Here is a 26,525-nt window from a genome sequence, read left to right as displayed (position 1 = left end):
CTCCTCGACGGCAGGTCGATCGTTGCCGCTACTGCGTTGCGACTTCCATTGCCCGCGCCCGCCAGACGGCCCGCCAATGGGCGATTCGCCGATTTCGCTTCTGCTTTGACTGCTCCGCTGATCCACCCCTGACAGCGGCGAAACGTCGTCAAACGGGTCAGGCTTCAAAACGGGGTTCTTCTCGAGTGCCTGCTCCACGAGCTGATGGAGTTCAGTATGCGTCAATCGCAGCAAGCGAATAGCTTCAATGGCTTGAGGCGATAAGACCATACGTTGCTTCTGGCGTTGAAGCAGGCTTGCTGAGAGATGCATGTTGAACCGGTAATCTGCCGAGGAGGCTCTAGTGTGTGCTGGGGTTGTGTGAGACTTGCCACTTCTGGGTCATGCCGCCGCCTTCAGTTTGTCGAGAACGTTTTGCGGGGATGAAACGCCATAGGGGTCCGTCTCGCAGTTGTCACAGAAGCCTTCCTCCTCGAACCACTGCTCCACCACGCCATCGTCGATCAGAGCGGCGTATCGCCAGGAGCGCATGCCAAAGCCCAGATTGTCCTTCGCGACCAGCATGCCCATCTTGCGCGTGAACTCGCCCGACCCGTCTGGGATCAGCTCGATCTTCTGCAGCCCCAAGGACTTTCCCCACGCATTCATGACGAAAGCATCGTTGACTGAGACGCAGTAGATCGCGTCAATTCGCAGTTCCAGAAATTGATCATAGAGTTTTTCGAAATCGGGCAGTTGGAAGGTCGAGCAGGTCGGGGTGAAGGCGCCAGGCAGCGAGAACAGGATAACGCGCTTGCCCCCGAAATAATCGTCGGAGGTCTTGTTCTCCCACCGATAAGGATTTGGCCCCCCGATCGACTCATCGCGAACACGCGTGCGAAAGGTCACGAGAGGAACGTTCTTTCTATCGGTCATTGATTTGCTCCCAGGCCAAAGTGGTACGGTGCATTTTTCGGTTAAACTGAAGCGGCATCGACTTCGGTGGACAGTTCCGGCAGCCTTTCGCCCTGGCGTGGTTGCCTCGGACCAGTCTTGTGCAAGACCGCCCCCGAGCAGGGACGTTTAACGGCGACGAGCTTCCAGTTTTCCGCGGGGACGGGGAATGTTTGCTCGCGTGCTTTATCGAGCTTTGAGAGGTAGGCATGGTCTCCAACCGTGGTTTTGACTGCGTTCTAGCGACCGAGTCGCAAGCGCCATGCCAATTGACCCCATGCCTTGGGTTCACTTCGGTTTTTGCAGCAACTTTCGTGTTGTGCAGTAATGCCGGTCGATATTATTGCTCAAGCAGCACTGGAAATTGGGTGGGACTCCGTTCGGCAAACCCGGCCTTTGTCCGAAGCCGGACACGAATGTCGGAAATTAGCCAAACGCCAGGACCTGGGGCGGGTTAAGAAACGTTGCCGTGGGCACCGTTCTTCAGCACAATTGCGCCACGCGAGCATGGCTCCCAGCGTCAATGCCGTGCAGCAGCGAGACGAAAGTCACTGCAGAATATCAACCTCTGCGAAGTCGTTGAGACGATGGGACAGGATAGCCAAGGAGGTGCGCCGTCTTGCATGCCCCGCCAGCGAGGCGAACCCTCTTGGCTACGCGCGCCACCAGAGACGCTCCATATCGTCAGGCCCGCGTCTCATGCTCAGATGAGCCGGTATTTGGCTCTCTCATCAGCGAACCGAGAGAGCCCATGCCAAGACGGAAGCAAGCAAGACGAACGAGCGTCAAAGATACCCGGACGATCCTGCGCCTGACCCGTAAACAGGGCAGTCCGGTGGGCGAGGTGGCAGAGCAACTGAGGTTCGGCAAGACCTCGGTTTCCACCTATTTCTGCGGGCGCTGGAGGCGGGCTGTCGTGCTGGCCCTGCATGCGGCTTTGACGACGATGCGATGTTGAAACACCGTCTGTTGCGCCGAATCGGCCGTCGGCCACACGTTGGGTCGTCATCAGGTTCTCGACAGCTTCCCGGTGTCAAATCCAAACCGTGGTCGGCGATCCCACCAAGGTGGGAAGGCAGCGCTGACATAGCCGAACGTCGATCAAGTCACGATCAACGATTGCCTCATGTCACATGCCCTGCGGGACTGAAAAACGGAGAAGAACATGTGCGATGCAAAACTGAAGACCGTGCTTTCGCTCTTCTCGCCGGTGGCCAGCAAATTAGATGCTCTCTCGTCCAACGGACCAGCGACGGATGCAAATTACGTTAAGCTAAATACGAACGAGAACCCGTTTCCGTTGCCGAAGAGCGTAATGCAAAGTGCAATTGCTGCGATCGAACACCATTATCTTTATCCGGAAGACGACAATCTCAGCTTAAGGGCAGCTGCCTCCGACGCTTACGGATTTTCCAAAGATCAGGTGATTGCCGGCAACGGTTCGTCGGAACTGCTCGGACTCATCTACAGAGCTTTCCTCGCCCCAGGAGATACAGTGGCGATGCTGTCGCCCGGATTTTCGTTCAACCGTAAACTTGCCATGTTACAGGGTGCCGAGTTTCTCGAAATCGCATCGAGCGAAGCTCATCCCCTGCCGATAGAAAAACTTCTGTCCGGCCCCGCAAAAGACGCGAAGTTCATTCTGTTGGCTAATCCGAACAATCCGACCGGAACATTCGTGCCGGTGGCCGAAATCGAACGCCTTGTGGAGCAAGCAGATCGCTTGATCGTCTTGGATGAGGCCTACGTTGACTTCGCACCCGACCATGCCCTGCGCCTCGTCAATAGACATCCGAATCTTTTGATCTTGAGGACTTTTTCAAAGAGCTATGCTGCCGCTGGCGTGCGAGTCGGCTTCGGTTTCGGTCACCCAGAAATCATTGGCAGGCTGCGCAACATCCAGAATGTCTTCAACATGAACGTGATCGGGCAGGCGGTCGGGAAAAGCATTCTTGCGCATCGCCACGCCTACGAAGAGAACCACAGGCACATCAAGCATGAACGACAGCGAGTGACCCTGGCGCTGTTGCAACTTGGCTTTTCCGTAACACCCTCCCACGCAAACTTTTTGCTGGCCCGTGTGCCGGCGGGACAGGAGGGCTCATGCTGGCAAGCCGCGTTGAAAGAGCAGAAGATCCTCATCGCCAGCTTTCCTGACATAGATTTGAAGAACTGCATTCGCGTCAGCATTGGTAGCACAGAGCAGATGGACAAATTCCTTGCTGCCGCCAAACACGTCTGTATGAACTTTAAGAGGAATCGCGGTGTGCGCAAGCATGAAGTCAATTCACATTGCATTGGAAATGTATTAAGTAATAAGTGTCGATGTGTTATAAGTTATGATGTTTCCAATAGTGGATAAATCATAGGTAATTTGGAGAATAATTAATTGACGAAAATTTTCGCTTCGGGCCTAACCTTCGGCATCTTCGATCATCTGGACGAAAACGGCGATGACATCGCCCAACAATATGCAGATCGGCTGAGCCTAGCAGAAGCGTGCGATGGCTATGGCTTTTATGCGTATCATCTCGCAGAGCACCACTGTACGCCACATGGCAGAGGTCCATCACCGAATTTGTTCTTAGCGAGCGTCGCCCAGCGAACCCGCAGTCTTCGTGTTGGTCCCATGGTAATGCTACTTGCGCTCTATCATCCGCTGCGTGCCTTCGAGGAGATCTGCATGCTTGATCAGTTGAGCGGCGGCAGGCTTGAACTCGGCATAGGGCGCGGCTCTGCTCCGACTGAATTGGGATACTTCGGGGTTGCTGTAGAAGCAGCACCAGAACAGTACACGGAGGCCAGCGAGATTCTCATCAATGCGATGAAAGGCGGGACGCTTTCTTATGAGGGCCGCCACTTTGAGTTGAAAGACGTTCCGCTGACGTTGAGACCTCACCAATATCCCCAGCCGCCGACATGGATCGCCACCAATCGACCCGAGCCGGCTAGCTGGGCCGCCGCGAATGGGGCAAACATCGCCTGCGTCGGACCTTCCACTTCTGTTCGCAGCGTTACCGACGCGTTCCGCGCCGCCCGAATTCACGATGCTGACATTGGCCACCAAGCGCCATTTCTTGGATTGCTCCGAATGGTGGTGATAGGGCGTTCTGAAACAGATGCGTATTTGCTCGCAGCACCTGCCTATGAACGATGGCTCAAGAGCTTCAAATTTCTATACGAACTAAATGCCATTCCCACTCCACCAAACTTGCCTTTGAACTTCGATGCAGCAATTGAAAGTGAATTGTGCGTCGTGGGAACGGCAGCTTCTGTCCGAAAAGCTCTCCTTGATCAGCTGGAAGAGGCAGGTGCTAATTATCTTCTGTGTCAACTGGCATTTGGGGATTTGCCGCTGGATGCCTCGCTATACACCGCATCGACCATTCGATCCGAAATCATGGCTCGAGTTGCCGCATCGTGAATCCGTTGTGTGATTGGAGGAGCAGCGGCAGCGCTGCTGCTCATTCCGAAACGGTTGTGGGGGCCGGACTCTTGTGTCAGGCGTAAACACTAGGCCGGTGCTTGGTCGCCGACCGCGATACTGCAGCCCTCGCCCATTTCAGTCCCGATGACATTCCTGCCGCGACGGTTGCAGTGCCGCACTCCGCAAATTCCCCATACAGAAACAGACTTCTTGGCCTGCTCGACCAGCAGGATGGGTCCCTGCTCTCGCCGGATCTGGAGCACGTCGAACTGGCACTGAGCGATCGCCTTGAACAGCAAGGCAGGCCGATCAACTTCGTGTACTTCATAGAGGAGGGCTTCGGCTCTATCATCGCCAAAATGGCGCCCGGCCGGGATGCCGAAGCCGGCATTCTGGGCCACAAAGGCATGACAGGAACGGTTGTCGTCCTCGGCGACAATCTGGCGCCGCATGATTGCGTCGTCCAGCTCGCCGGAGAGGCGATGCGCATTCCGATAGCCCCCTTTCATGAGGCACTCGAGCAAAGTCCCACCCTGCGGCTGTTTCTTCTGCGCTTCGTGCAATGCCTGATGGTGCAGACCAGCTACACCGCTCTCACGCGAACGCCCGCCAGGGGCTCGAAAGCCGTCTCGTCCGATGGCTGCTGTTGTGTGAGGATCGCGCTGGCCCCGAGCTGAAACTCACGCGCGAATTCCTGTCGATCATGCTCGGCGTGAGGCGGCCGGGCGTAACCGTCGCCATCGAGGTCCTGGAAGGCAATGGCTTGATCCGCGCCACGTGCGGCAAGATCGTCATCCGTGATTGGGAAGGACTGATCAAACTGGCCGATGGCAGCTATGGCCCACCGGAAGCCGAGTACGAAAGGCTTATCGGTAGCAGTCCACTCCGCTGAAGGCTGTAGGGACCCTCGACAGCAGTGAGCCCATAGGAGATCACATGGCCGCCCTTTCCCTTAATTATTTTGACGTACGCAACAATGATCGGCTCTTTTCCGACACTGAAGGGACATGGTTAGCCGGCGGCATGGATTCCGTCAGGCTCGAGGCTTTCGCCGCGCTGACAGACTATGCGCGGGAAGTCACCCCCACCGTCATTTGCCGCCGCCTTACCGTTGAAGCCCGCGACGAAGACAGCAAGCCGCTCTTGGAAGCTGTTATGGACGTGGTCATCGGGGTCGTTTGTCTCAGACGACCCCGAACAGCCAAAGCGCTAAAAAAACGCCGAGCGCCAGCTCGGATGCCTTCCGGTGAACCGATCTGCGGGGCCGACTAGTCCTCTCGAACATCGGTCAGAGTGGCATGGCGCAGCCCGCCCTCGCCTTTCAGGAAGCTGATGTGGCCGACCAGGCCGGGCTTGATCCACTGCGCGTTCGGCTTCTTGATCGGAATTCCTTTGCGCGCCCGGCCGGGCATCCGGCGACGCGCTCGTAGAGCCGTTCCTTCATGGCGCGGTTCAGACCGATCACCGCGGCCCCGACATATTTTCGTGAGCCGTCGGCCTTGGCCATGAGAGCCATCGGCGCGGCGAGTAACCCTGAGGGTCTCGAGCTGCATCAGCATGGAGAGCCTGCCTATAACGGACCCCGTGCCGTCGTCGCGCTTTCCGAAGAAGTCGTCCGCCCACGGCAACCAGAGCGTCCTATCGAGGACAAAGCATGTTTGCCTGCGGCATTCTGAATCACATCCGAGACGAGGGTTGCCAGCTAATGGGTGGGCAGGCAGGGTGGCGCGCCAACGGCACACGGCCGCACGATGTAATGCAAATAGTACGAGGAAACCGATGCCCCCCATCACCCGTCGTCATGCCCTCTGCGCGCTCGCAGCCCTTTTTGGTGGAAAACACGCCCATGCTCAAACTTCTGTACAAGGCGGGCTCGATATCGTCCGCGGCAAGCGGACCACGTCTAAAGAGCATCCTTGGTACGTCGAACTCAATATTGTCACAGAGGATAAAATTGTCAGAGAGGATAAATCTTATCTATGCGGTGGAGTGGTGATCGGAGACCAATGGATCCTCACAGCGGCACACTGTTTAGCGGGTGCAACCAAGGTCGAGGCCTTTGTGAAGAATGGCGTTTCGTTAGATGTAACGGACTTTATTGTTCACGAAGAATATGTCGCGAAGACATTCAAACATGATCTGGCGCTCGTGCGGGTGCGCAGTACGCTACCCGCAGTGGCCATTCCCCTTGCTACCCCCCGGATGGACATTCCTAATGGCGAGCTCCTTACCGTGACGGGTAAGGGAGTTACACGACATGGTGGAGAGGAATCAGAAGAGCTCCGAGAGGGCAAGGTCCCATACGTCGACAACAAAACGTGCAGCCGCAAATATGGGGAGGAGATCTTTCCTGGGATGATGTGCGCCGGAACCGAAAGCGGCGGGACCGATCCTTGCCAAGGGGACAGTGGAGGTCCTCTGACCAAAGCCCATGGCAAAAACCCTATCTTGGTTGGAATTGTCTCGAGTGGGGCCGGTTGCGGAAGGACATACGGTGTGTATACGCGCGTGTCGTATTATCGCGAGTGGATCACGAAACATACCGGTGACTGAGGGGGCGAGTCGGGATGCGTGCAGGGTGGAAAGTTCACGTTGCCGCGTATCCGAACGCGCAGAATGTCCAGACTAATCGGAGTTCATCTAACAGGTATCCTGACCATGTCCCATGAAGGCTGTGCAGGCTAGGAAGCCCCGAGGCACCCGCGCCTGGCTCATCAGCGGAGCTGGGGGCTCTGATTAGACCCGCCGGAGATCAGGGCGGCGGGCTCTATCCAGCGGCACTGTATGACGCCAAGTCCAAACGCAAATTTGATGACGACGTGCGCGATAGCGGGCTTGGGGATTTTGTCGAGGCGGTCGAAGCCACCCCTCACGCCCTTGGCTAAGAAACCAAGCCTTCTTCAGCTTCCAAGAGACCGAGCACAGTGGTGCCAGAGTGGTCGGTCGAGGCATGCTGGCGAATGCGCGACAAAAGCAGCTTGTGGCCATAGAAGGCAGCGACACAAGCAAGACTGGTCGCCCCGCAATCGGTGATATCGCGCTGCTTAAACTTGCTGACCTTGCTTGACATGGCGGCTCGCTGACTGTCTGGAAATTGAAGATTAGTCGCCCGCGTAGAGCGGATTGAGCTAATCGTCGACTTTATCATAGAGGAGTTGCAGCAAAGTGCGGCCTGCAACGAGAAAGCGTGCCCAAACGGTAATGCCTTTCTTCAGGTGAGCGATGCCCCCGTTCTTAAGGACGAGTTGGTTGCGAGACAGCGCAAGGGGGACCTTGAAGAAGGGCTCCCGCCGTGGAGAATGGAGTCCTGCGCCACGTTGAGCACCTTGGCGTCAGTGACACCCCATTGATTGTAGTTTGTAGGCATCGATTTGGATATGCACCGACTGGCCCGGGTGCACAAAAGCGATGTCTTTGGGGGGAACGTAGATTTCCACCACCAGTTCGGTACCGGCGAAACCCAACCGACGTTTTGCCCGGCCTGTACGTAGCTGCCGGAAGTGAGGCCTGAGAATTGCTCAAGAGTACTGGGGCTCGAATATGAGTCAGATCCCGCTCGTTCTCGAGCTCATGCAAAGTGGCCGTGAGCTCCTTGAGGCGCAGGTTGATGTCGAAGAGTTGCTGGTTTCATTCGGCGATTTTTCGCCGGGCCAGGATCTCGCCCTGGAGCTCAATGTTGTGGAGGGCGAAAGTCTTTTCTTCAACAGTTTTCGCGGGCGCTGCAGAAGCCGAAAGCAGTCGCTTGGCACGGTCGAGTTCCGCTGCGGCATTGGTGCGGGCGTATTCGTTTTCCCGCAACAAGTTGAGGAAATGCGCGCGGTCAGCTTTGGCGGATTCGGTCGAGAGGCGGATCGGGTCCTTGGCCTGCGTGCCGGAGGAGATCAGGTTTTCGAGATCACCGGCAAGATCGCTCCTTGCGACCCATGCTCGCTCCAATCGGGCTGTGCGGAAATTCTCCCGGTTCACAAAATTGAGTCGCTGGAGTAGTGGGGGCGCAGAGAAATCTCCGGTCGCAGCCTTACCCGGTCAAAACAAGGATACCAATGATGAAGACTCTCGCCGTCTGCTCTGGCGGATTGGACTCCGTTTCCCTTGCTCACATGGTGGCAGCGGAGCACGAACTCACCGGCCTTCTATCTTTCGACTATGGCCAACGGCACAGGAAGGAATTGGGCTTCGCCGCTCTTTGCGCGCAGCGACTGAAGGTCCCGCACCAGATCATCGACATCGGCGAAATCGGCCGTGGCCTTTCCGGCTCAGCGCTGACCGACAGTGTCGACGTGCCGGACGGCCACTACGCCGAAGACACGATGAAGATTACGGTGGTGCCGAACCGCAATGCCATCATGTTGGCAATCGCCTTCGGTCTCGCCGCCGCCCACAACGCCGAAGCGGTGGCGGCGGCCATGCATGGTGGGGACCACTTCATCTATCCCGATTGCCGTCCGGCCTTCATTGAAGCTTTCCAGACAATGCAAGACCGCGCGCTCGACGGCTATGCGCAGATACGCCTCTATGCACCGTATGTGAATCTCGGAAAAGCTGACATTGTTGCGGATGGCGCAAGATACGGCACCCCGTTTGCCGAGACCTGGTCCTGTTACAAGGGCGGCGTGCGTCACTGCGGACGATGCGGGACCTGCGTCGAGCGGCGCGAAGCGTTCCATCTCGCCGGGCACGCTGATCCCACCGACTACGAGGACGCCGATTTCTGGCTCGAGGCGCTGCGCAGGAGGCGCGCGTAATGTTCCACATCAGCAAGGAATTCCACTTCTCGGCCTCGCATCAGCTCACCTCCTTGCCTCCCAACCATCAATGTGCGCGCCTGCACGGGCATAACTATGTCGTCGTAGTGGAGCTGTCGGCCAAGGAACTGGACGCCCACGGCTTCGTGCGCGACTATCACGATCTGGCGCCGCTCAAACGCTACATTGACGAGAGCTTCGACCATCGGCACCTCAACGACGTGCTGGGACATGAGAAGGTCACGGCGGAATGCCTGGCCAGACATTTCTATGAATGGTGCAAGGCACGTCTGCCGCAGACCGCGGCCGTGCGCGTTAGCGAAACACCGAAAACTTGGGCGGAATACCGTCCGTGACCGACATGCATCCCGTAATCCGTGTGAGCGAGATATTCGGGCCGACGATCCAGGGCGAGGGCGTGCTCATCGGCTTGCCGACGGTGTTCATCAGAACCGGCGGATGTGATTATCGCTGTTCATGGTGCGACAGCCTTCACGCGGTGGACAATCAGTATCGCCATGAATGGCTACCGATGCCGATCGATGCCGTGTGGCAAACCGTCCATGCGCTTTCCGGCGGCAGGCCGGTTATGGTCTCCTTGTCAGGCGGCAACCCGGCCATTCAGCCGTTCGGTCCCCTCATAGAACGAGGCCATCGCGAGGGCTATCGTTTTGCACTGGAAACGCAGGGTTCCGTGGTGAGGGAGTGGTTTGCGGATCTTGACGTGCTGACCCTTAGCCCAAAGCCGCCGTCCAGCGAAATGACGACCCGTTGGGCTGCGTTTGAGGCGTGCCTCGAAGCGGCGCAAGAGAAGCCGCAAATCGTGCTCAAGCTCGTCGTTTTCGACGAGAGTGACTATGCCTACGCCAAAGAAGTCGCGGCGCGATATCCGCACCTTCCGATCTATCTGCAACCCGGCAATCACACGCCGCCGCGCCCCGGCAGTGAAGACGCCTCTGTCGACTTGGACGGAATAATGATGCGAATGGAATGGCTTGTCGAAAGGGTGACCAGCGACAGGTGGTTCGAAGCCCGCGTGTTGCCGCAGCTGCACGTTCTGCTTTGGGGTAACAAGAGGGCGGTCTAGTCTGCGGCTTGCGTCGCACCGGAAGGCCGGGCTCCGACGGCTTGGCAGGCTCTCTTCGCGTGCCGAGTACAGCCGAGCTTTGTTCGCGCCAGCGGTCTCGCGATTGTGCGGCTGGAAACCGCCCGGACACCCGCTGCCGGCGTGTGTCACCTTGACTCCGATGAGCTGTCGTCACGCAAAGTTGAAATCCGCAAGAACTGGCCTTCTCGCCCCACCTGCTTGACTGTTTCCTCCGTCGCAAGCACGTCATCCCCTCATCCTTGTTCAGCTCTTATCGATGTATCTCATTGTCCGGCCTGACGCTCGACTGTCAGACACCAGAACGCCCAACGGGGCTGGCCCGCCGGTCAACGGCAGCTGCTAAACAGAACGGCGATGTGCATGGGAATGCATCCATTGCGTAAATGCCTTCCATAAAGAAGATCGATTTCCTCACTGGCCCGACGTGAAATATAGCAACGTCTTCGTGGCGTCGTCGGCTGCGTCAGGAGTAGCGATGAAAACGTATTGGGGTCGCCTGCGTCTCCTTGGGCGGCGAGTGTAAAGTGTAGCGATGCGGCCTCAGGCGCGAACGGCGAGCCGCGCAGTGATCACCTTCGCCTGTGCCTTTGCGGCGGGGGTCAAGCGCTGGTCTGCTCGAATTTTTATCGTCTAGCTGGTTGAAACTGCGTCCGTTGCGGGCTGCAGAAGCCGGCCGGCCGAGAAACGGCAGCCGCACTTATAAAAGCACGCCAAGGCATGCGGGCATCCGTCAGTTGCAAAGGACAATAGTGGCCGCGCCGATTGGCCATCACGGGTCCATTAGGGCAGCCACCAACATCAGTTCGCAAGAGGAGCAAAAGCAATATGTATCGTCGTCACCTGATCAAAGGGTTGGTTGCGCTCGGCGCATGCCGGATTTGCGTTCAAGCCGCCCAAGCGACCAGTGCCCATTGGGGATACACCGGTCCGGTCGGACCGGAGCACTGGGCTGATCTGGATAAGAAAAATTTCGTATGCTCTGCCGGCACGCAGCAATCGCCGATCGATATCAACAGCGCGGTCAAGGCGGATATCCCGCATATCGCCATCGGCTGGCACAAGGGCGGCGGCAATATGGTGAACAACGGCCACACCATTCAAATCAATATGCCACAAGGCAGCACGCTGACCCGCGGCGATCGTGTCTACGAACTGGTACAGTTCCATTTCCATGCGCCAAGCGAACATCACGTGGCGGGCAAGAGCTTCCCGCTGGAGGTGCATTTCGTTCACAAGGACACGCAAAGTGGTACTCTGGGCGTGCTGGGCGTCTTTTTAACGCCCGGCGCGACAAATGCCAGCTTTGCTGCCCTTGCTGCGGCCTTTCCCGAACTGCCGAATGGGGAGGTTACGATCGACGAGGTGAATCCCAACTGGCTTCTGCCAGCGTCGCTTGGCTATTGGACTTATGAGGGCTCACTGACGACGCCGCCGTGCGCCGAAAACGTCGAGTGGATGGTGGCGATGGAACCGGTTGACGTTGATCCGGCAGACATCCAGCGATTTACCTCACTTTACCCGTGAACGCGCGCCCTTTTCATTCACCCAATCGACGCTTCATCCTGCGCCAGAGTTGAGCGCCGCCCCAGCGGTTCCGCACGGTCCAACATTCTTGGCACAAATTGGCGCGAAGCCTCCTCTTCCGGTCTGGCGGTCTGACGGCGCTCCCCAAGCTGGCTAGTCTAAAGGATAGGGATTCGGTGCCGGCACCACTCGTCCCAAAGACGTCGCGGCGAGGTTTGTCTGCAACCCGGCAATCACACGCCGCCCCGCCGTGGCAATGAAGACGTCTCTGTCGAGTCCGACGGAATATGATGCGCATGGAATAGCTGGCCGAAAAGGTGACCAGCGACAGGTGGTTCGAAGCCCGCGTCTTGCCGCAGCTGCACGTTCTACTCTGGGGTAACAAGAGGGCGGTGTATACCTTCTCTTAGCTTCGCCGCCAACTACTCGGTTTTCCGAATTGCTCTCTATATTCTTGAAGGCGATGCGTTCGTTAAAGACATGTGCTGCGCACCTGGTGTAAAAGCTGCTCTCATCATGCAGAGGTCAAGTTGTAGCTGATGTTGCCCTTGATGCCGCAGCCTACCGCGGCGGGACCAAACTCAATGGCAAGCAGGCCGGCTAGGATCGTGCAGCCAGTCGCGAGCCTCGCCCACAACGGGGTCTCACGCGCATGATGGCGCCGGCCATGGGTTCGGCGGTTGTACTCATTGTCTACATAGCGCCGTTTGCCCTCGCTCTTTCTCCCCGCGGGGCAGTATGCCCATCTATCATGACCAGGTGCATATTAGCCCTATGCAGACAAGCGGGTGGCTACTTACATCGTGAGCGTTCTCGAGAAGCCGTAGTGGCGCACCGTGCTGACCAACAACGAAAAGGCGCAACCCCTTGCCCGCGCGTTCGGTTGCCGCTCACTCGTCATCTTCTGGCGGTTCTAGTTTGCCAACCGAAACCTCTAGCCTCGTGGTGCACTCAATAAGGTTAGCTAGCAATTTGGCATCAATGTCTGTGTGCCCCTCGTACTCGGAGAGGTTTCGCTCGTTGTGCGCTTTAGAAAAATCTGAATGTCAGCCTTGTCGGTTCCGACGGTATGAACGAGCGCTTGAAACACCGAAGTGCGATTGTCCGAGCGATAGCCTTCGCGGCGTAGGGCTGCCAGGGCAAGCCGATGCGCAGCTCCATATAAGAGAGTGAATTGGCTGTCGGGGTCGAGACCTTTCTGTGCGTCAGTTAAATTCTTGCGGGCGCCACCCAGCATGCCGTCATATTCGGACAGCGATGGGGGCTCACTTTTCATCAGCCCAATCTTTACGAGGTTGTCTAGTTCTTGCTTGCCCACGCTTGTAAATCTTTCTCCGAGCCGATGAGGAAAATCTTTGGAAGGGTACTTACCTTTCGGACAAACGACCCTTTCTGCGACGCCTTTCGTTGCCATTCCTCCGGCGACAGAAATGTCGGACTGACCTTTCGGCCTAGTCTCAGTTCCGCGTTTTGTGCGGCTGAATAAAGTTCAGAGAGGTTCAGGTTATCGCCGACCACCATCAAATCGATATCGCTGCGTTCTGTGTCCGTGCCTTTGGCGACTGAACCGTACACGAAGGCAGATTTGATCGAATGAAAGTGCGACAGCAATTCCCTTAGTGGCTCGGTTGGTATTTGGTTCTTAAGTGAAAAGTGCGCCGTGCTCTGCAAAGCAGGGGGGGCTGCGTTCTCAGGCCCCGCGCTAGTGCCGTCACGATGCGCCTTTAGGCGCTGGTATTCATCGACCGAAAGCAGCACAAGCCGTTCGCGGCCATTCTTGCTGATGATCACGGGTTCCGCTAGCGCCTTGTCCTGATACACCCCTAAGTTGCGCTGAAATTCAACCGAGCTAATGACCGACATAGAATTGTCCCGATAATCCGTTATATCCGTATAATACGTATCTTTTTGAAAATATCAATGATCTCGTGCTAAGGTACTGAATTATTTGCCTTCGATATAGCGCGTCGGCGGAACCAACTCGTAGACGGGCTATGAAAGGTTAAGCGCGGATGTCTATCGGCCGCCGGCGTTCCCGCTCCGCAAGCCTGCCTGAACTATTCCGCGCGGCGGTCAAGCCCCAGGCTCCTGCTCATCCAGCGACCGCAGGCTGGAAAGACAATAGCCGACGTCTTCCGATGGTCTCGCCATCAGCTTTGGGCTAGCTCCCCATTATCCCGCTTCGAGCTCGACACAGGGCGGTTTCGATGGCGCACGACAATCTGTGTCGGCTTTGTCGTGTCCGTGACAGACGCCTGAAAGGCCCGCTCGCGCGTTTTGCCGCCGTCTAAGTGGCTGGAATTTAATAACGAAGTTTCTTCTCGGATCGGCCGATCACGCTGGTACGCTTTTTGCGATGCTTGGTGTGAGGCGGCACGAGCTGCCTATCGGCACTTGTGTCGCGGGCAGTCGCGATGATTAGAACGAAGGAAGGAAAGCTATTATGTCAGGTCTGCGTCAGATCGCCTTTTACGGCAAAGGCGGCATCGGCAAGTCCACCACCTCCCAAAATACGCTCGCCGCCCTTGTCGACCTCGGGCAGAGAATCCTCATCGTAGGATGCGACCCCAAAGCCGATTCCACACGCTTGATCCTGAATTCGAAAGCTCAGGATACCGTCCTGGATCTCGCCGCACAGGAAGGTTCGGTGGAAGACCTCGAACTCCAGGACGTGCTCAAGGTCGGCTACAGAGGCATCAAGTGCGTGGAGTCCGGCGGCCCCGAGCCGGGTGTCGGTTGCGCCGGCCGCGGCGTCATCACCTCGATCAATTTCCTCGAGGAGAATGGCGCTTATGACGATGTCGATTATGTCTCCTATGACGTCCTCGGCGACGTGGTATGCGGCGGCTTCGCCATGCCGATCCGCGAAGGCAAGGCCCAGGAGATCTACATCGTCATGTCCGGCGAGATGATGGCGCTCTATGCCGCCAATAACATCGCCAAGGGCATCCTCAAATATGCCCATTCGGGCGGTGTGCGGCTGGGCGGGCTGATCTGCAATGAACGTCAAACCGACCGTGAACTCGATCTGGCCGAAGCACTGGCTGGCCGATTGAATTCCAAGCTCATCCACTTCGTGCCCCGCGACAACATCGTCCAGCATGCCGAACTCAGGAAGATGTCGGTGATCCAGTACGCGCCGGACTCCAAGCAGGCAGGGGAATACCGCGCTCTGGCCGAGAAGATCCACGCCAATTCGGGCCAGGGTACGATCCCGACGCCGATCACCATGGAGGAGCTGGAGGAGATGCTGCTCGACTTCGGCATCATGAAGACCGACGAGCAGATGCTTGCCGAGCTTCACTCCAAGGAAGCGGCGAAGGCGGCGGCCCAGTAGTGACATTAGCGCTGCCATGAATCGGCGCGCCTTGCAGAGAACGGCGCCTATTCGTTGAGGCGTCACCCAACCTTGAAAGGGGACTCATGAGCCGGGAATACGAGAATGACGGTGCTCTTCATGCGAAGCTTATCGAAGAGGTGTTGTCGCATTATCCCGACAAGGCGGCGAAGCGCCGCAAGAAGCACCTCAACGTCGCAAAGAGCGGCAACGAGGCTGGCGGGGAAAGCGAGGTCCTTTCCGAATGCGACGTCAAATCGAACATCAAGTCCATTCCCGGGGTGATGACGATTCGCGGCTGTGCATATGCGGGTTCGAAAGGCGTGGTGTGGGGGCCAGTCAAGGATATGGTCCATATCTCGCACGGCCCGGTCGGCTGCGGCCAATACTCTTGGTCGCAGCGCCGCAACTACTACGTCGGTACGACGGGCGTCGACACGTTCGGGACAATGCAGTTCACCTCCGATTTCCAGGAGAAGGACATCGTCTTCGGCGGCGACAAGAAGCTGGAACAGATCATTGACGAGATTGAAGTCTTGTTTCCGCTTAACAACGGCATCACCGTGCAATCCGAATGCCCTATCGGCCTGATTGGCGATGACACCGAGGCGGTTTCTCGCAAAAAGACCAAGGAGTATGACAAGACGATCGTGCCGGTACGCTGCGAGGGTTTCCGCGGCGTCTCGCAGTCGCTTGGCCACCACATCGCCAATGATGCGATCCGGGATTGGGTCTTCGACAAAAAGGATGTCAAGTTCGAGGCCGGCCCCTACGACGTCAACGTCATCGGCGACTACAATATCGGCGGCGATGCCTGGGCCTCGCGCATACTGCTTGAGGAGATAGGGCTGCGCGTGGTCGGCAACTGGTCGGGTGACGCCACACTCGCAGAGATCGAGCGCGCCCCGAAGGCTAAGCTCAATCTTATCCACTGCTACCGGTCGATGAACTACATCTGTCGGCATATGGAGGAAAAGTATGGCGTCGCTTGGATGGAGTACAATTTCTTCGGTCCCTCCCAGATCGAAGCCTCTCTGCGCAACATAGCCAAGCATTTTGGGCCGGAAATCGAGGAAAAGACCGAAAAGGTCATTGCCAAGTACAGGCCGCTTGTTGATGCGGTCATCGCCAAGTACCTGTCGCGCCTGGAAGGAAATACCGTGATGCTCTATGTCGGCGGCCTGCGCCCCCGCCACGTCGTCACGGCCTACGAGGACCTCGGCATGGTCATCGTGGGCACCGGCTATGAATTCGCCCACAGCGACGACTATCAGCGCACCGGCCACTACGTGAAGAACGGCACGCTGATCTATGATGACGTGACCGGCTATGAGTTGGAGAAATTCATCGAAGGGATTCGCCCAAATCTGGTCGGCTCGGGAATCAAAGAAAAATACCCGGTGCAGAAGATGGGCATACCGTTCCGCCAGATGCATTCCTGGGATTATTCAGGCCCGTATCACGGGTACGATGGCTTTGCCATTTTCGCACGTGATGTGGATCTCGCCATCAACAACCCGGTCTGGGACCTATTCCACGCGCCTTGGAAAAGAAGCCGGGGCGATGAGCGGGCGATGGCTGCCGAATAAACATCTGCTTTAGCCCCAGTCTCCCACTGAGACGGTGAACTCCCGCGGCCTCTGATCCGCCGGAGCCTGGAACGTCTTGACGTCCTGAGCTGCCGTACCGCGCAGCCAGATGCAAAAGAGGTAATCATCATGCCGCAGTCGGCTGAAAAAATTCTCGATCACGCTCCCCTGTTCCGCGAGCCGGAATACAGAAAGATGCTCGCTGAGAAGAAGCTAAACTTCGAATGTCCGCACCCCGATGAGATCGTTTCCGATCAGCGCGATTTCACCCAGACGTGGGAATACCGCGAAAAGAACCTCGCCCGCAAAGCGCTTGTCGTGAACCCGGCCAAGGCCTGCCAGCCGCTGGGTGCGGTATTCGCTGCCGCCGGCTTCGAACGAACCATGTCCTTCGTCCACGGCAGCCAAGGTTGCGTCGCCTATTACCGCTCGCACCTGTCGCGCCATTTCAAGGAGCCTGCCGCGGCGGTCTCCTCCTCAATGACCGAGGATGCGGCGGTGTTTGGCGGCCTGAAGAACATGGTCGACGGGCTCGCCAACACCTACCAGCTCTACGACCCGAAGATGATTGCCGTGTCGACGACCTGTATGGCAGAGGTCATTGGCGACGACCTGCACAGCTTCATCCAGAACGCCAAGGACGAAGATTCAGTCCCGCGCGACTTCGACGTGCCCTTTGCCCACACGCCGGCCTTCGTTGGCAGTCATGTCGACGGCTATGACAACATGGTCAAAGGCATTTTGGAGCACTTCTGGAAAGGCCAGGAGCGTACGCAAGTCGAAGGAGCCATCAACATCATTCCGGGCTTCGACGGCTTCTGCGTCGGCAACAACCGGGAGCTCAAGCGCCTGCTCGATGTAATGGGCGTGTCCTACACATTCATCCAGGATGCCTCTGACCAGTTCGATACGCCTTCGGACGGTGAATACCGCATGTATGACGGGGGCACGAAGATCAACGAGGTGAAGAAGGCCCTCAACGCCGAGGCAACGCTTTCGCTGCAGCATCACAACACCCGAAAGACGCTGGGCTATTGCGAGGAGGTCGGGCAGGCGACGGCCTCGTTCCACTATCCGCTCGGCGTTCAGGCGACCGACGAATTCCTGATGGAGGTCGCGGCGATTTCCGGCAAGGAGATCCCCGAGGCAATTCGCCTCGAGCGCGGCCGACTGGTAGACGCCATGGCGGACAGCCAATCCTGGTTGCATGGTAAGAAATACGCCATCTACGGCGATCCCGACTTCGTTCACGCGATGGCCCGCTTTGTCATGGAGACCGGCGGCGAGCCAACCCATTGCCTCGCCACCAATGGCACCTCGGCATGGGAAGCCGATTTGAAGAAGCTGCTAGCATCCTCGCCTTTCGGCAAGGCTGCCCAGGTTTGGGCGGGCAAGGACCTGTGGGCGCTGCGCTCACTGCTCTTTACCGAGCCGGTGGACCTTTTGATCGGCAATTCCTACGGCAAGTACCTGGAGCGCGACACCGGAACGCCGCTGATCCGGCTGATGTTTCCGATCTTCGATCGGCACCATCATCACCGCTTTGCGCTCTTTGGCTACCAGGGCGCGTTGCGCGTGCTTACGACGATCCTCGACAAGATCTTCGACAAACTCGATCGCGAGACGAGCGAGACGGGTGTGACGGATTATTCCTATGACCTCACGCGCTAAGAGCCGTGGCCGGCTTTTCGCCGAGGCCATTCCTTGCCCAATGGACTGGGGAGGCTGAGCAATGTCCTCCCTCAGCGCCAAAATCAAGGACGCCTTCGATGAGCCCGCCTGCGATAAGAACCGTGGCAAAGATGCCAAGGCGCGCAAGGAGGGCTGCTCGAAGTCGCTGACACCAGGGGCGGCAGCCGGCGGCTGCGCCTTTGACGGAGCCAAGATCGTCCTGCAGCCGATCACCGACGTTGCGCATCTGGTCCATGCGCCGCTTGCCTGCGAGGGCAATTCTTGGGACAACCGTGGTGCGGTTTCGTCAGGACCGACCTTGTGGCGGACAAGCTTCACGACCGACCTCACCGAACTCGACCTGGTGATGGGGCAGGGCGAGCGGAAACTCTTCAAGGCGATCCGCGAGATCAAGCACACATACGCGCCGCCGGCGATCTTCGTCTACTCGACTTGCGTAACGGCGCTGATCGGTGACGACATCGAGGCCGTGTGCAAACGCGCCACGGAAAAGTTCGGTTTGGCCGTGGTGCCGATCAATGCGCCTGGCCTGGCAGGCTCCAAGAACCTCGGCAACAAGCTCGCCGCCGAGGCGTTGCTCGATCATGTCATCGGCACGGTCGAACCCGACGACTCTGGGCCCTACGACATCAACATCCTTGGCGAATTCAACCTCTCGGGCGAATTCTGGCTTGTAAAGCCGCTCCTCGATCGGCTCGGGATCCGGGTGCGCGCCTGCATTCCCGGCGATGCGCGTTACCGCGACATTGCTTCCGCGCACCGCGCCCGGGCGGCAATGATGGTGTGCTCGACCGCGCTGATCAGTCTTGCCCGCAAGATGGAGGAGCGCTGGGACATCCCGTTCTTCGAGGGCTCCTTCTATGGCATCTCCGACACATCGCAAGCTCTTCGCAACCTTGTCAGGCTGCTGGTGAGGAAGGGCGCCGATCCGGAGATCCTCGAGCGCACAGAGACGCTAATCGCGCAGCAGGAGGCGATCGCGTGGAAGAAACTCGAATCCTACCGGCAAAGGCTCCAAGGCAAGCGCGTGCTGCTCAACACAGGCGGTGTGAAGTCCTGGTCGGTTGTCCATGCGCTGATGGAGATCGGAATCGAGATCGTCGGCACCTCGGTCAAGAAATCTACGGTGCAGGACAAGGAGCGCATCAAACAAGTTCTCAAGCACGACAAGCACATGTTCGAATCCATGGCTGCGCGCGAGCTGTACGCCATGCTCTCTGAACACAGGGCCGATATCATGCTGTCGGGCGGTCGCACGCAATTCATTGCGCTCAAGGCCAAGACGCCCTGGCTCGATATCAACCAGGAGCGCCAGCATCCTTATGCCGGCTATGACGGCATGGTGGAACTCGTACGCCAGATCGACCTCGCCATTCACAATCCGATCTGGTCTCAGGTGCGCCAGCCGGCCCCGTGGGATTGCCAGCCTGATCTGATAGGCGAATTGCCGTGCACGAGGAACGAGACCGCGTACCTGTTTGATGAATTCGCATGCGCGACGGCACACGAGTGTTGAGGCGACCGATGGCCCGCATCCTTCTCCAGAGCAAATCGGCTGCGGTCAACCCGCTGAAGTCGTCGCAGCCGCTGGGTGCCGCCTTTGCCTTTCTTGGCGTCGACGGTGCGATGCCGCTGTTCCACGGCAGCCAGGGATGCACAAGCTTTGCGCTCGTTCTCTTCGTGCGGCACTTCAAAGAAGCGATTCCCTTGCAGACTACGGCGATGGATGAGGTGGCGACCATCCTCGGCGCAGCCGACCATCTGGAAGAGGCGATCCTCAACCTCAAGAACCGCACGAAGCCAAAGCTGATCGGGGTGTGCACGACCGCGCTCGTGGAGACGCGTGGCGAAGATTGCGCGGGTGATATCGCCAACGTCAAGCTGAAGCACACGCAAGAGCTTGCGGGTACGGAGGTCGTGCTGGCCAACACGCCGGATTTTGACGGCGCGATCGAAGAGGGCTGGGCCAGGGCAGTCACCGCAATGATCAAAGGGATTACACGCTCGGGCGAACGTGCGCGGCAGCCGAAGAAGATCGCGATCCTGCCCGGATGCAACCTCACTGTCGCCGACGTCGAGCATATGCGTGACATGGTTGAAAGCTTTGGGCTCAAGCCGGTTATTCTGCCCGACATTTCAGGCTCGCTCGACGGTACGGTTCCTGACCGCTGGGTAGCGACTACATACGGCGGCACCAGCGTCGAGGACGTTCGCGAGTTGGGCACGGCCATGCAATGCATCGCCATCGGTGAGCACATGCGCCGTCCGGCGAGAGTGCTGCACGGGTTGACCGGCGTGCCTTACGTGTTGTTCCAGTCACTGACTGGGCTGCAGGACACGGACCGCTTCGTGTCGCTGCTGTCTGCGATTTCGGGCGCGGCGGTACCGGCCCGCGTGCGCCGGCGCCGGGCGCAATTGCAGGACGCGATGCTCGACGGACATTTCCATTTCGGCGGCAAGAAAATTGCCATCGCTGCCGAACCAGACCAGCTGTTCCAACTCGCAGCCTTCTTTGCTGGCCTCGGCTCCGAGATAGCCGCGGCCGTCACAACGACCGACAGGTCTAAAATTCTCAAGAAAGTCCCGGCGGTTTCGGTTCAGATCGGCGATCTCGGCGATCTGGAAAGTCTTGCCGTCGGTGCTGACCTGCTTGTCACGCATTCGCACGGGCGCCAAGCATCGGAGCGGCTCGGAATTCCGCTCATGCGCATCGGGTTCCCGGTCTTCGATCGACTAGGCAGCCAGCACAAGCTCGCAATTCTCTATCAGGGCACCCGCGACCTGATCTTCGAGGTCGCCAACATCTTCCAGGCCAACCAACACGCGCCCACTCCTGAGGCGCTTGATCCACTCCGTAATCGAGAAATATCAGATGAACGCTGTTCGCCGCCTCTCGCTGGTCAGTAATGAGGTTTTCGCACCGATGCCGGAACAACGTGCATGCGCATTGCGCGTCGCGATCGCCACTCAGGACATGAAGGACCTCAACGCCCATTTCGGGTCGGCCAGACGCTTTGCTGTCTACGACGTGACGCGCGAGGAGTGGAACCTCGTCGAAGCCGTGGCCTTCGATGACGTTTCGGATGAAAGCGGGGAGCATCGGGCCGAGGGCGATGACCGCATCACGCCCAAGGTGGATGCGCTGAAGGGCTGTCATCTGCTGTTTTGTCTGGCGATTGGCGGACCTTCGGCAGCCAAGGTTGTCGCGGCAAAAATCCACCCGATCAAAGTGGCGGAGCCCCAATCCATCCAAGAGGTGCTGTTGCGCACGCAGATGATGCTCAGGACGTGTCCTCCGCCCTGGCTGCGCAAGGTGCTGGCGCAAGCGGGCGTTGCCGAAACGAAACCGTCCTTCGAGGACGAGGACTGAAAAGAGGAGGACGCCAAATGTCTGACCCCGCAATCCCCCCAGCCGTCGCCGAAGACGAGGCGGCTCTTTGCACCCCGTTCGTCAAATGCCTCGTCCGGCTGATCCGTGCTCAGGATTCCTATGGCTCGTGGGAACGCAAAGCGGACGCCGAGCTGCTGGGCGACTTCATTATTACCAAGGAACAGCGCCGAGCGATCCCGATCATCGGAGATCCCGATCCGGACGTGCTGTGGAGGCTCGACAAGTACTACGCCGCCATCGGGCTTGCGATCGAGGAGCGCTGCGGCCTTATGGCATCGCCGATGATCCAGGTGAGCCATGAGGGTTTTGGTCGGGTGCTTTTCACGACCGGACGGTTGGTCGTTTTGTCCAAAACGCTGCGCGATGTCCACCGGTTTGGCTTCGAGACGCTCCTGAAGCTCGCCACGGCCGGTACGAAGCTGGTCGACGATGGGATTGCAGTCATCGAAGCCTTTCCCCACGTGGCGCTGGCATGATGGGCGCGATTTTCGAGAAAGGCCATCATGACGGACGCGAGAAACTTTTTTGGCCAGCCCCCTCGATCCAGGGGCTCGAGGCCGACCAGGTTGCTGGGGTATCGCCGATGAAGAAGCCGCTGGTCCTGATCTGCTCGCAAGATGCCGAGTTCTATCTGCTCTACAGTCACATACTGGAGGTGGACGGTTTCAGCAGTGAGACGGCAGACGGCGCGAAGGCTGCGCTGGCCTTGGCCGAACAACGGGAGCTTCAGGCCGTAGTGCTGGATTGCGACCCAGCCAGCATAAACGGGTCCGCAATTTGCGCCCACCTCAAGCGGGAACCGCGCACCACCGACCTGCCCATCATCGCCCTGATCGCGCCTGGCGCCGAGCACCAGCACCTCGATCTCTTGAAGGCAGGCGTTGAGAGCTTTGTGCGGCCGGTGGCTCCGGCCAAGCTGCTCGACTGCCTGCGGGCGAGGCTCGGGCTGACCAAGCGTGGTTCGAACGGGGTTGAAAACGACAGTTGGATTTGTTGTGGAGGCCTGGAGATGAAGCTCGATGCCCATCGGGTTCGCGGTAATGGCCACGACATCCATCTCGGACGGATCGAGTTCAACGTGCTGCGGCTTATGATTGAGGCCCCCGGCAAGGTCTTCAGCCGGGACGAGCTTATCGGGGCGGCCTGGCGGCCCAACATTCATGTCGGTGCACGCACCGTCGATGTCCATATCAGCCGAATCAGGAGGGCGCTGAAAACGGCCTTGCCCGGCAGCGTCATTCGCACCGTCAGGTCGGCCGGCTACTCGCTCGAGAAGCCGGACGACTGAAATCGGTGGTCGAATGTGGTGCCGCTCTCTCTTCCTCCGCTGAGAGCGGTGTTGCCGCAGACGCTCCTAACGAAGACCAAGAGAAGCAGGCAAATGGAATTTAAAAGCATATTCTGTGTGACGGGTGCTGATCATTCTGATGAGGACCTCACAACAGCTGCCGGACTGTGTGGCGAGGTCGGCGCGCACCTATCCGTACTGATTATACCGCCTCCATTGCTCTTGATGTCGTCTCCGCCCCTCGAGTGGGGTACGGGACGTGCACAGGCAATTGCAGTACCGAATTATCGATTTCAGCAAATCGAGAAATTTTCACAGGACGTGACCAGAATGGAAAGACGGTCCGCGGATATCCTCAAACGGCTGAAAGCTATGTCGCTTTCCTGTGACGTTGACACCGACTATTGCGATCCGGCTAGCCTCGGTGAAGTGGCGCGACAGCGGGCGCTCTGCGCTGACCTGACGATCGTTGGAGCGGACCTCCTCAACGATGAGACTCTCGGACCTCCTGTTGTCAACGGCTGCTTGTTCGATAGCGGAAAGCCGGTGCTCATCGTGCCGAAGGGCGCTAAGGCGACCCTGTCGCCTCGACGCGTGCTGGTCGGCTGGGATTCGCGCGTAGAGGCCTCGCGTGCGGTTCGGGAAGCTCTTAGTCTCCTATCCGCTGCTGAGGAAGTTTGTGTCGCTATGGTCGATCCGAAGGCGCAAAACAACGGGAAAGGTGCGCAGTCTGGAGCAGACATCGCTGCCTATCTTACTCGGCACGGTGCTCGGGTCTCGGTTGACCTGCTTAAGAGCGCCGGTAAATCGGCGGCCACAGTGCTGACGCAGCACGCGGCCGACACCTGCGCCGACATGATAGTCATGGGTGCTTATGGCAGCCGTCGGCTGCGTGAGCGGATTTTCGGCGGTCCGCCGAGCTGGAGCTTTGAGAAGACCACATTGCCGCTGTTTTTGGCTCGCTGATCAGTTCCGTAGGAACACCGATCAGGTCGTAGGACCGCCAACCAGTCCGAAGTCGTCGTCGGTTACCGGTCGGATTGCGGAGACATGGCTGGATCCGCGAACATCTTGCGACGCTTGTCAGAGCCAAACCGGACGCCTCGACTGCTTCAGGACGCTCTCGTGCATCCAACTCGTGCGAGATCGTCTGTAACGGGCAGTAAAGACGAACGGCTGCAGCAGACCGCAGCCAAGCCACAGGGCGGGTGTACCAGGGGACCCCCGCCTCGGGGCGCGAACCCTGTTGGAAGGCCCCTGATCAGTACCCGGACGCGGGTCAAATCGGCGGCTGCCCCCTGTCAGGCCTGCGGTGTGCAAGGGCCGCTGCCGCGGAGCTTCCTCTGCCCGATCGTCGGGCGTGCGACAATGTCGGGTTCCAGACGAGCTGGAATTACGCGAACTCGTTGGTTTGACGTTTTCTTTATCCGGCACGCTGCATGCATGGCAGTCTACGAACGCATTACGAGCCGTTATCCATGGTTACGCCCCTCGAAGAAAGAGCCGCTTCCGTCGTAACCGGGAAACAGCCAATCCTGGGGTGGAGGCAGCCGCTAGGAGCCGCCGTAAAATCCGGAGAGCTGCGCGACAGCATCACACGCGGTCCTTCTCGCTCTTGGGTTCGGATGATGCGGTGCCCGCTGTCGATGTCGCCCATTGAGCCCAAGATCTGGAAGGCCGCGCAGGCTTTTGCCTTCCTCTCAGTCGGGACCGCGGCTCAAGGATGCCTGTGAGGTTCGCAATGCTCAATGCCTGGCGGTCGCCGCGCACATGCCGCTGAGTTGGGAAACACTCCTAGAGGAGCAAGGATAAGTGGACCTCTTTTGCATTGGTATCGGTGCTGGGCCGTCTAATTTGAGCCTTGCGTGTCAGATACAGGAAGAGATTGCGCAAGGGGCACTGTTCTTGGACCGGCAGGTCGATTTCCGCGGACATCCAGGCAGCGCTTTCGATTGCGCGGAGCTCCAGGTCGGCCACTTCCAGGATCTGGTTACTCTGGTCAATCCGCGATCAGCCTACACATTCGTAAATTACCTCCACGAGAACGGGCGTCTTTACCATTTCCTCAATGCGCAATTTCACGGGGTGCTCAGAGCCGAGTTCGCCCAATATCTCAACTGGGCGTTCCAGAAGAATCCGCTTGTCCGTGGCGGCGAGGCAGTTCGCGAAATCCGCTTTGACGGCGAGTTTCGCGTGCGGACGGACAACGCGGTCCTTGATGCGAGAAACCTCGTCATCGACATAGGCAAGCAGGCGCAAATTCCGCCTCAGTTTCATGGCTGGACTGGACCCAACCTGTTCCACTCATCAGACCTAGCGCATATCCATCCTGAGGTGCACAAAAAGCATGTCTGCGTGGTTGGCGGCGGACAGTCGGGAGCCGAGCTGCTGCTGCACCTTGTCGGCCGGCCGAAAGAACGGCGGCCCGCGGCGATCACTTGGGTCTTGACGCGCGAGATGCCTTTCGACGACCACCCGTTCACAAACGAGCTGTTCACGCCTTGCTTTTCGGATCGTTTTGCGGCCATGAGCGAGGTGCATCGCCAGCTGTTCCTGCGGCGTTTCGCGCTTGCCTCCGACGGGATTTCAGAGAGCACGTTGCGCGCGGTCTATCAGGCGCTCTACCACCACGCCTTTCTCGAGCCACACCAATGCGACATCACACTGCGGCCAAGTTGCAACGTGTCGCGCTGCATCAACGCAGGGGCGGGGCACAGGCTCACGCTGCAGCGCGGCATGGATAACATCGGAGAAGTAACCGCCGACATCGTCATCCTGGCCACGGGGTACGAGAACGCGCTGCCGGACTTCCTGGAACCGATCGCAGATCGCCTCGAGCAGATCGGCAATGAGTTCGCCATCGGCGAGGATTTTTCGGTGTACTGGGACGGACCGCGAGACAGACGCCTTTTCGTTCAGAACGCCTGCCTTGGACAGCGCGGGCTGGCTGATCCGAACTTTGGCCTGCTGGCCTGGCGAGCGCGCCGCATCCTGGACAGCCTTCTGGGGCGCGCGCCATGCACCAATCCCGAGCATCTGGGCTTCATCAGCCGTACGTTGATCGAGCGCCGGCCCGACCTCGTAGCCGAAGAAATGGGCAGCGGGATATAATGGTCTACTATTGTTCATTGGCGGTGGCATCCAGGGAATGATGTACGCCTTCGTTGCGGCGAAGGCGGGAGCCTTAGCCCAGATCATCTTGACCGAATAAGCACTCGGGCCCTGAGGCACATCGTATATTCTGCGGACGTTTTCCCCTACGCTCGTTAAATCCTTACGTTCACTCGAAATTGCGCGGACTTTTGAGAAGAAAACCGGCACTGACGAAGAGTGCGGTAGCCTCAGCGGCCATGGCTGAGCCCGCGGTCAGCGGGGAGGGTCCTTGCCTTTGGCGATGCATGTCGTGGCTGGACCCGGTGAGTTAGGTGAGTCCGGCCCAGTCTACCCAGCCCCTGCGCCCGCCCCGAAGCCGCTCGCCCGCTCAGCGCTAT

The 26,525-nt window shown here is 58.5% G+C and carries 22 protein-coding genes and 5 pseudogenes; 21 read left to right on the top strand and 6 right to left on the bottom strand.

Translation table 11 applies throughout. The features are described 5' to 3' along the window. Together EN738_RS09120 and EN738_RS09115 are read right to left on the bottom strand one after the other, a co-directional pair. Positions 1 to 312 (bottom strand): annotated as a pseudogene (locus tag EN738_RS09120) (RNA polymerase sigma-54 factor); the annotation flags it as partial. A gap of 69 nt (positions 313 to 381) precedes the next feature. Next, positions 382 to 915, bottom strand: a complete 534-nt coding sequence (locus EN738_RS09115) for a peroxiredoxin (protein WP_029356553.1) — start codon at positions 913 to 915, stop codon at positions 382 to 384. 1,183 nt (positions 916 to 2,098) lie between these two features. On the opposite strand from EN738_RS09115, the gene hisC reads away from it, so the two are divergent. The 5 genes from hisC (at position 2,099) to EN738_RS35395 (ending at position 5,632) form a co-directional block, all read left to right on the top strand. Then, positions 2,099 to 3,295: a histidinol-phosphate transaminase gene (gene hisC / locus EN738_RS09110; protein WP_091599485.1), complete on the top strand. Its 1,197-nt coding sequence runs from the start codon at positions 2,099 to 2,101 to the stop codon at positions 3,293 to 3,295. Between the two features lie 27 nt (positions 3,296 to 3,322). Then, the gene (locus EN738_RS09105; RefSeq protein WP_091599482.1) at positions 3,323 to 4,357 is read left to right on the top strand and encodes an LLM class flavin-dependent oxidoreductase; all 1,035 of its coding nucleotides are present in this window, start codon (positions 3,323 to 3,325) and stop codon (positions 4,355 to 4,357) included. A gap of 173 nt (positions 4,358 to 4,530) precedes the next feature. Next, on the top strand, positions 4,531 to 5,037 hold the full coding sequence (locus tag EN738_RS36890; protein ID WP_348628643.1) for a Crp/Fnr family transcriptional regulator: 507 nt from the start codon (positions 4,531 to 4,533) through the stop codon (positions 5,035 to 5,037). Next, positions 4,923 to 5,252, top strand: coding sequence for a helix-turn-helix domain-containing protein (locus EN738_RS36155; protein WP_245466525.1), 330 nt, complete (start codon positions 4,923 to 4,925; stop codon positions 5,250 to 5,252). The genes EN738_RS36890 and EN738_RS36155 overlap by 115 nt, the downstream gene beginning before the upstream one ends. A 44-nt stretch (positions 5,253 to 5,296) precedes the next feature. Then, positions 5,297 to 5,632, top strand: coding sequence for a hypothetical protein (locus EN738_RS35395; protein WP_187331497.1), 336 nt, complete (start codon positions 5,297 to 5,299; stop codon positions 5,630 to 5,632). Here EN738_RS35395 and EN738_RS09090 read toward each other — a convergent pair. Continuing rightward, the gene (locus EN738_RS09090; RefSeq protein ID WP_126057644.1) at positions 5,629 to 5,919 is read right to left on the bottom strand and encodes a hypothetical protein; all 291 of its coding nucleotides are present in this window, start codon (positions 5,917 to 5,919) and stop codon (positions 5,629 to 5,631) included. The genes EN738_RS35395 and EN738_RS09090 overlap by 4 nt on opposite strands. 220 nt (positions 5,920 to 6,139) lie before the next feature. On the opposite strand from EN738_RS09090, the gene EN738_RS09085 reads away from it, so the two are divergent. After that, positions 6,140 to 6,913, top strand: a complete 774-nt coding sequence (locus EN738_RS09085; RefSeq protein ID WP_164747232.1) for a serine protease — start codon at positions 6,140 to 6,142, stop codon at positions 6,911 to 6,913. Between the two features lie 260 nt (positions 6,914 to 7,173). Here the strand turns inward: EN738_RS09085 and EN738_RS09080 are convergent. Both EN738_RS09080 and EN738_RS09075 read right to left on the bottom strand, forming a co-directional pair. After that, positions 7,174 to 7,430: pseudogene (locus EN738_RS09080) on the bottom strand (cysteine peptidase family C39 domain-containing protein); the annotation flags it as partial. 58 nt (positions 7,431 to 7,488) lie between these two features. Further along, positions 7,489 to 8,278, bottom strand: a pseudogene (locus EN738_RS09075) (HlyD family efflux transporter periplasmic adaptor subunit); the annotation flags it as partial. Positions 8,279 to 8,406: 128 nt separating this feature from the next. Here EN738_RS09075 and queC point away from each other — a divergent pair. From queC to EN738_RS36150, 5 genes and pseudogenes are all read left to right on the top strand, one after another. Then, the gene (queC, locus tag EN738_RS09070; protein WP_091599584.1) at positions 8,407 to 9,105 is read left to right on the top strand and encodes a 7-cyano-7-deazaguanine synthase QueC; all 699 of its coding nucleotides are present in this window, start codon (positions 8,407 to 8,409) and stop codon (positions 9,103 to 9,105) included. Further along, positions 9,105 to 9,461, top strand: coding sequence for a 6-carboxytetrahydropterin synthase QueD (gene queD, locus EN738_RS09065; protein WP_063169374.1), 357 nt, complete (start codon positions 9,105 to 9,107; stop codon positions 9,459 to 9,461). Before queC ends, queD begins: the two co-directional genes overlap by 1 nt. A 5-nt stretch (positions 9,462 to 9,466) precedes the next feature. Beyond that, positions 9,467 to 10,192 (top strand): 7-carboxy-7-deazaguanine synthase QueE, encoded by a 726-nt coding sequence (queE, locus tag EN738_RS09060; RefSeq protein WP_164747234.1) that lies wholly within the window; start codon positions 9,467 to 9,469, stop codon positions 10,190 to 10,192. An 846-nt stretch (positions 10,193 to 11,038) separates the two neighbouring features. After that, positions 11,039 to 11,790 (top strand): annotated as a pseudogene (locus tag EN738_RS09055) (carbonic anhydrase). A gap of 160 nt (positions 11,791 to 11,950) precedes the next feature. Next, a pseudogene (locus EN738_RS36150) lies at positions 11,951 to 12,147 on the top strand (7-carboxy-7-deazaguanine synthase QueE); the annotation flags it as partial. Between the two features lie 889 nt (positions 12,148 to 13,036). On the opposite strand, the gene EN738_RS09040 reads toward EN738_RS36150, so the two are convergent. Beyond that, positions 13,037 to 13,600 (bottom strand): type II toxin-antitoxin system prevent-host-death family antitoxin, encoded by a 564-nt coding sequence (locus EN738_RS09040; protein ID WP_245466524.1) that lies wholly within the window; start codon positions 13,598 to 13,600, stop codon positions 13,037 to 13,039. A gap of 580 nt (positions 13,601 to 14,180) precedes the next feature. Between EN738_RS09040 and nifH the strand changes: the two genes are divergently transcribed. From nifH to EN738_RS08990, 10 genes are all read left to right on the top strand, one after another. Further along, positions 14,181 to 15,074: a nitrogenase iron protein gene (nifH, locus tag EN738_RS09035; protein ID WP_024505261.1), complete on the top strand. Its 894-nt coding sequence runs from the start codon at positions 14,181 to 14,183 to the stop codon at positions 15,072 to 15,074. A gap of 86 nt (positions 15,075 to 15,160) precedes the next feature. Next, entirely contained in the window at positions 15,161 to 16,663 is a 1,503-nt protein-coding gene (nifD, locus tag EN738_RS09030; protein ID WP_024505262.1) for a nitrogenase molybdenum-iron protein alpha chain, read from the top strand. Between the two features lie 129 nt (positions 16,664 to 16,792). Then, entirely contained in the window at positions 16,793 to 18,334 is a 1,542-nt protein-coding gene (nifK, locus tag EN738_RS09025; RefSeq protein ID WP_029356526.1) for a nitrogenase molybdenum-iron protein subunit beta, read from the top strand. Between the two features lie 61 nt (positions 18,335 to 18,395). Continuing rightward, entirely contained in the window at positions 18,396 to 19,871 is a 1,476-nt protein-coding gene (nifE, locus tag EN738_RS09020; protein ID WP_126057648.1) for a nitrogenase iron-molybdenum cofactor biosynthesis protein NifE, read from the top strand. A gap of 8 nt (positions 19,872 to 19,879) precedes the next feature. Beyond that, on the top strand, positions 19,880 to 21,262 hold the full coding sequence (nifN, locus tag EN738_RS09015; protein ID WP_126057649.1) for a nitrogenase iron-molybdenum cofactor biosynthesis protein NifN: 1,383 nt from the start codon (positions 19,880 to 19,882) through the stop codon (positions 21,260 to 21,262). After that, positions 21,228 to 21,725, top strand: coding sequence for a nitrogen fixation protein NifX (gene nifX, locus EN738_RS09010; RefSeq protein WP_126057650.1), 498 nt, complete (start codon positions 21,228 to 21,230; stop codon positions 21,723 to 21,725). Before nifN ends, nifX begins: the two co-directional genes overlap by 35 nt. Before the next feature lie 17 nt (positions 21,726 to 21,742). After that, positions 21,743 to 22,222, top strand: coding sequence for a NifX-associated nitrogen fixation protein (locus EN738_RS09005; protein WP_127283383.1), 480 nt, complete (start codon positions 21,743 to 21,745; stop codon positions 22,220 to 22,222). Then, positions 22,219 to 23,034, top strand: coding sequence for a response regulator transcription factor (locus tag EN738_RS09000; RefSeq protein ID WP_245455311.1), 816 nt, complete (start codon positions 22,219 to 22,221; stop codon positions 23,032 to 23,034). Before EN738_RS09005 ends, EN738_RS09000 begins: the two co-directional genes overlap by 4 nt. A gap of 93 nt (positions 23,035 to 23,127) precedes the next feature. Further along, the gene (locus EN738_RS08995; protein ID WP_126057652.1) at positions 23,128 to 24,000 is read left to right on the top strand and encodes a universal stress protein; all 873 of its coding nucleotides are present in this window, start codon (positions 23,128 to 23,130) and stop codon (positions 23,998 to 24,000) included. 846 nt (positions 24,001 to 24,846) lie between these two features. After that, entirely contained in the window at positions 24,847 to 26,145 is a 1,299-nt protein-coding gene (locus EN738_RS08990; RefSeq protein WP_126057653.1) for a SidA/IucD/PvdA family monooxygenase, read from the top strand. Positions 26,146 to 26,525 lie beyond the last annotated feature (380 nt).

Origin of the sequence: Mesorhizobium sp. M4B.F.Ca.ET.017.02.2.1, assembly GCF_003998955.1 — a bacterium.
Lineage (GTDB): Bacteria > Pseudomonadota > Alphaproteobacteria > Rhizobiales > Rhizobiaceae > Mesorhizobium > Mesorhizobium abyssinicae.
The sequence above is the reverse complement of the archived record's forward strand: the minus strand, read 5'-3'. Positions and strand labels throughout refer to the sequence as shown.

What these genes read in the sequence shown, in the direction of transcription:
- nifN (WP_126057649.1), top strand. Translation starts at nt 19,880, where the DNA reads ATGGCCCGCATCCTTCTCCAGAGCAAATCGGCTGCGGTCAACCCGCTG.
- nifH (WP_024505261.1), top strand. Translation starts at nt 14,181, where the DNA reads ATGTCAGGTCTGCGTCAGATCGCCTTTTACGGCAAAGGCGGCATCGGC.
- EN738_RS35395 (WP_187331497.1), top strand. Translation starts at nt 5,297, where the DNA reads ATGGCCGCCCTTTCCCTTAATTATTTTGACGTACGCAACAATGATCGG.
- queC (WP_091599584.1), top strand. Translation starts at nt 8,407, where the DNA reads ATGAAGACTCTCGCCGTCTGCTCTGGCGGATTGGACTCCGTTTCCCTT.
- EN738_RS09000 (WP_245455311.1), top strand. Translation starts at nt 22,219, where the DNA reads ATGATGGGCGCGATTTTCGAGAAAGGCCATCATGACGGACGCGAGAAA.
- queD (WP_063169374.1), top strand. Translation starts at nt 9,105, where the DNA reads ATGTTCCACATCAGCAAGGAATTCCACTTCTCGGCCTCGCATCAGCTC.
- nifK (WP_029356526.1), top strand. Translation starts at nt 16,793, where the DNA reads ATGCCGCAGTCGGCTGAAAAAATTCTCGATCACGCTCCCCTGTTCCGC.
- nifD (WP_024505262.1), top strand. Translation starts at nt 15,161, where the DNA reads ATGAGCCGGGAATACGAGAATGACGGTGCTCTTCATGCGAAGCTTATC.
- nifX (WP_126057650.1), top strand. Translation starts at nt 21,228, where the DNA reads ATGAACGCTGTTCGCCGCCTCTCGCTGGTCAGTAATGAGGTTTTCGCA.
- EN738_RS09005 (WP_127283383.1), top strand. Translation starts at nt 21,743, where the DNA reads ATGTCTGACCCCGCAATCCCCCCAGCCGTCGCCGAAGACGAGGCGGCT.
- EN738_RS36155 (WP_245466525.1), top strand. Translation starts at nt 4,923, where the DNA reads ATGCCTGATGGTGCAGACCAGCTACACCGCTCTCACGCGAACGCCCGC.
- EN738_RS09115 (WP_029356553.1), bottom strand. Translation starts at nt 915, where the DNA reads ATGACCGATAGAAAGAACGTTCCTCTCGTGACCTTTCGCACGCGTGTT.
- EN738_RS08995 (WP_126057652.1), top strand. Translation starts at nt 23,128, where the DNA reads ATGGAATTTAAAAGCATATTCTGTGTGACGGGTGCTGATCATTCTGAT.
- EN738_RS09040 (WP_245466524.1), bottom strand. Translation starts at nt 13,600, where the DNA reads ATGTCGGTCATTAGCTCGGTTGAATTTCAGCGCAACTTAGGGGTGTAT.
- EN738_RS09090 (WP_126057644.1), bottom strand. Translation starts at nt 5,919, where the DNA reads ATGCTGATGCAGCTCGAGACCCTCAGGGTTACTCGCCGCGCCGATGGC.
- queE (WP_164747234.1), top strand. Translation starts at nt 9,467, where the DNA reads ATGCATCCCGTAATCCGTGTGAGCGAGATATTCGGGCCGACGATCCAG.
- EN738_RS09085 (WP_164747232.1), top strand. Translation starts at nt 6,140, where the DNA reads ATGCCCCCCATCACCCGTCGTCATGCCCTCTGCGCGCTCGCAGCCCTT.
- hisC (WP_091599485.1), top strand. Translation starts at nt 2,099, where the DNA reads ATGTGCGATGCAAAACTGAAGACCGTGCTTTCGCTCTTCTCGCCGGTG.
- nifE (WP_126057648.1), top strand. Translation starts at nt 18,396, where the DNA reads ATGTCCTCCCTCAGCGCCAAAATCAAGGACGCCTTCGATGAGCCCGCC.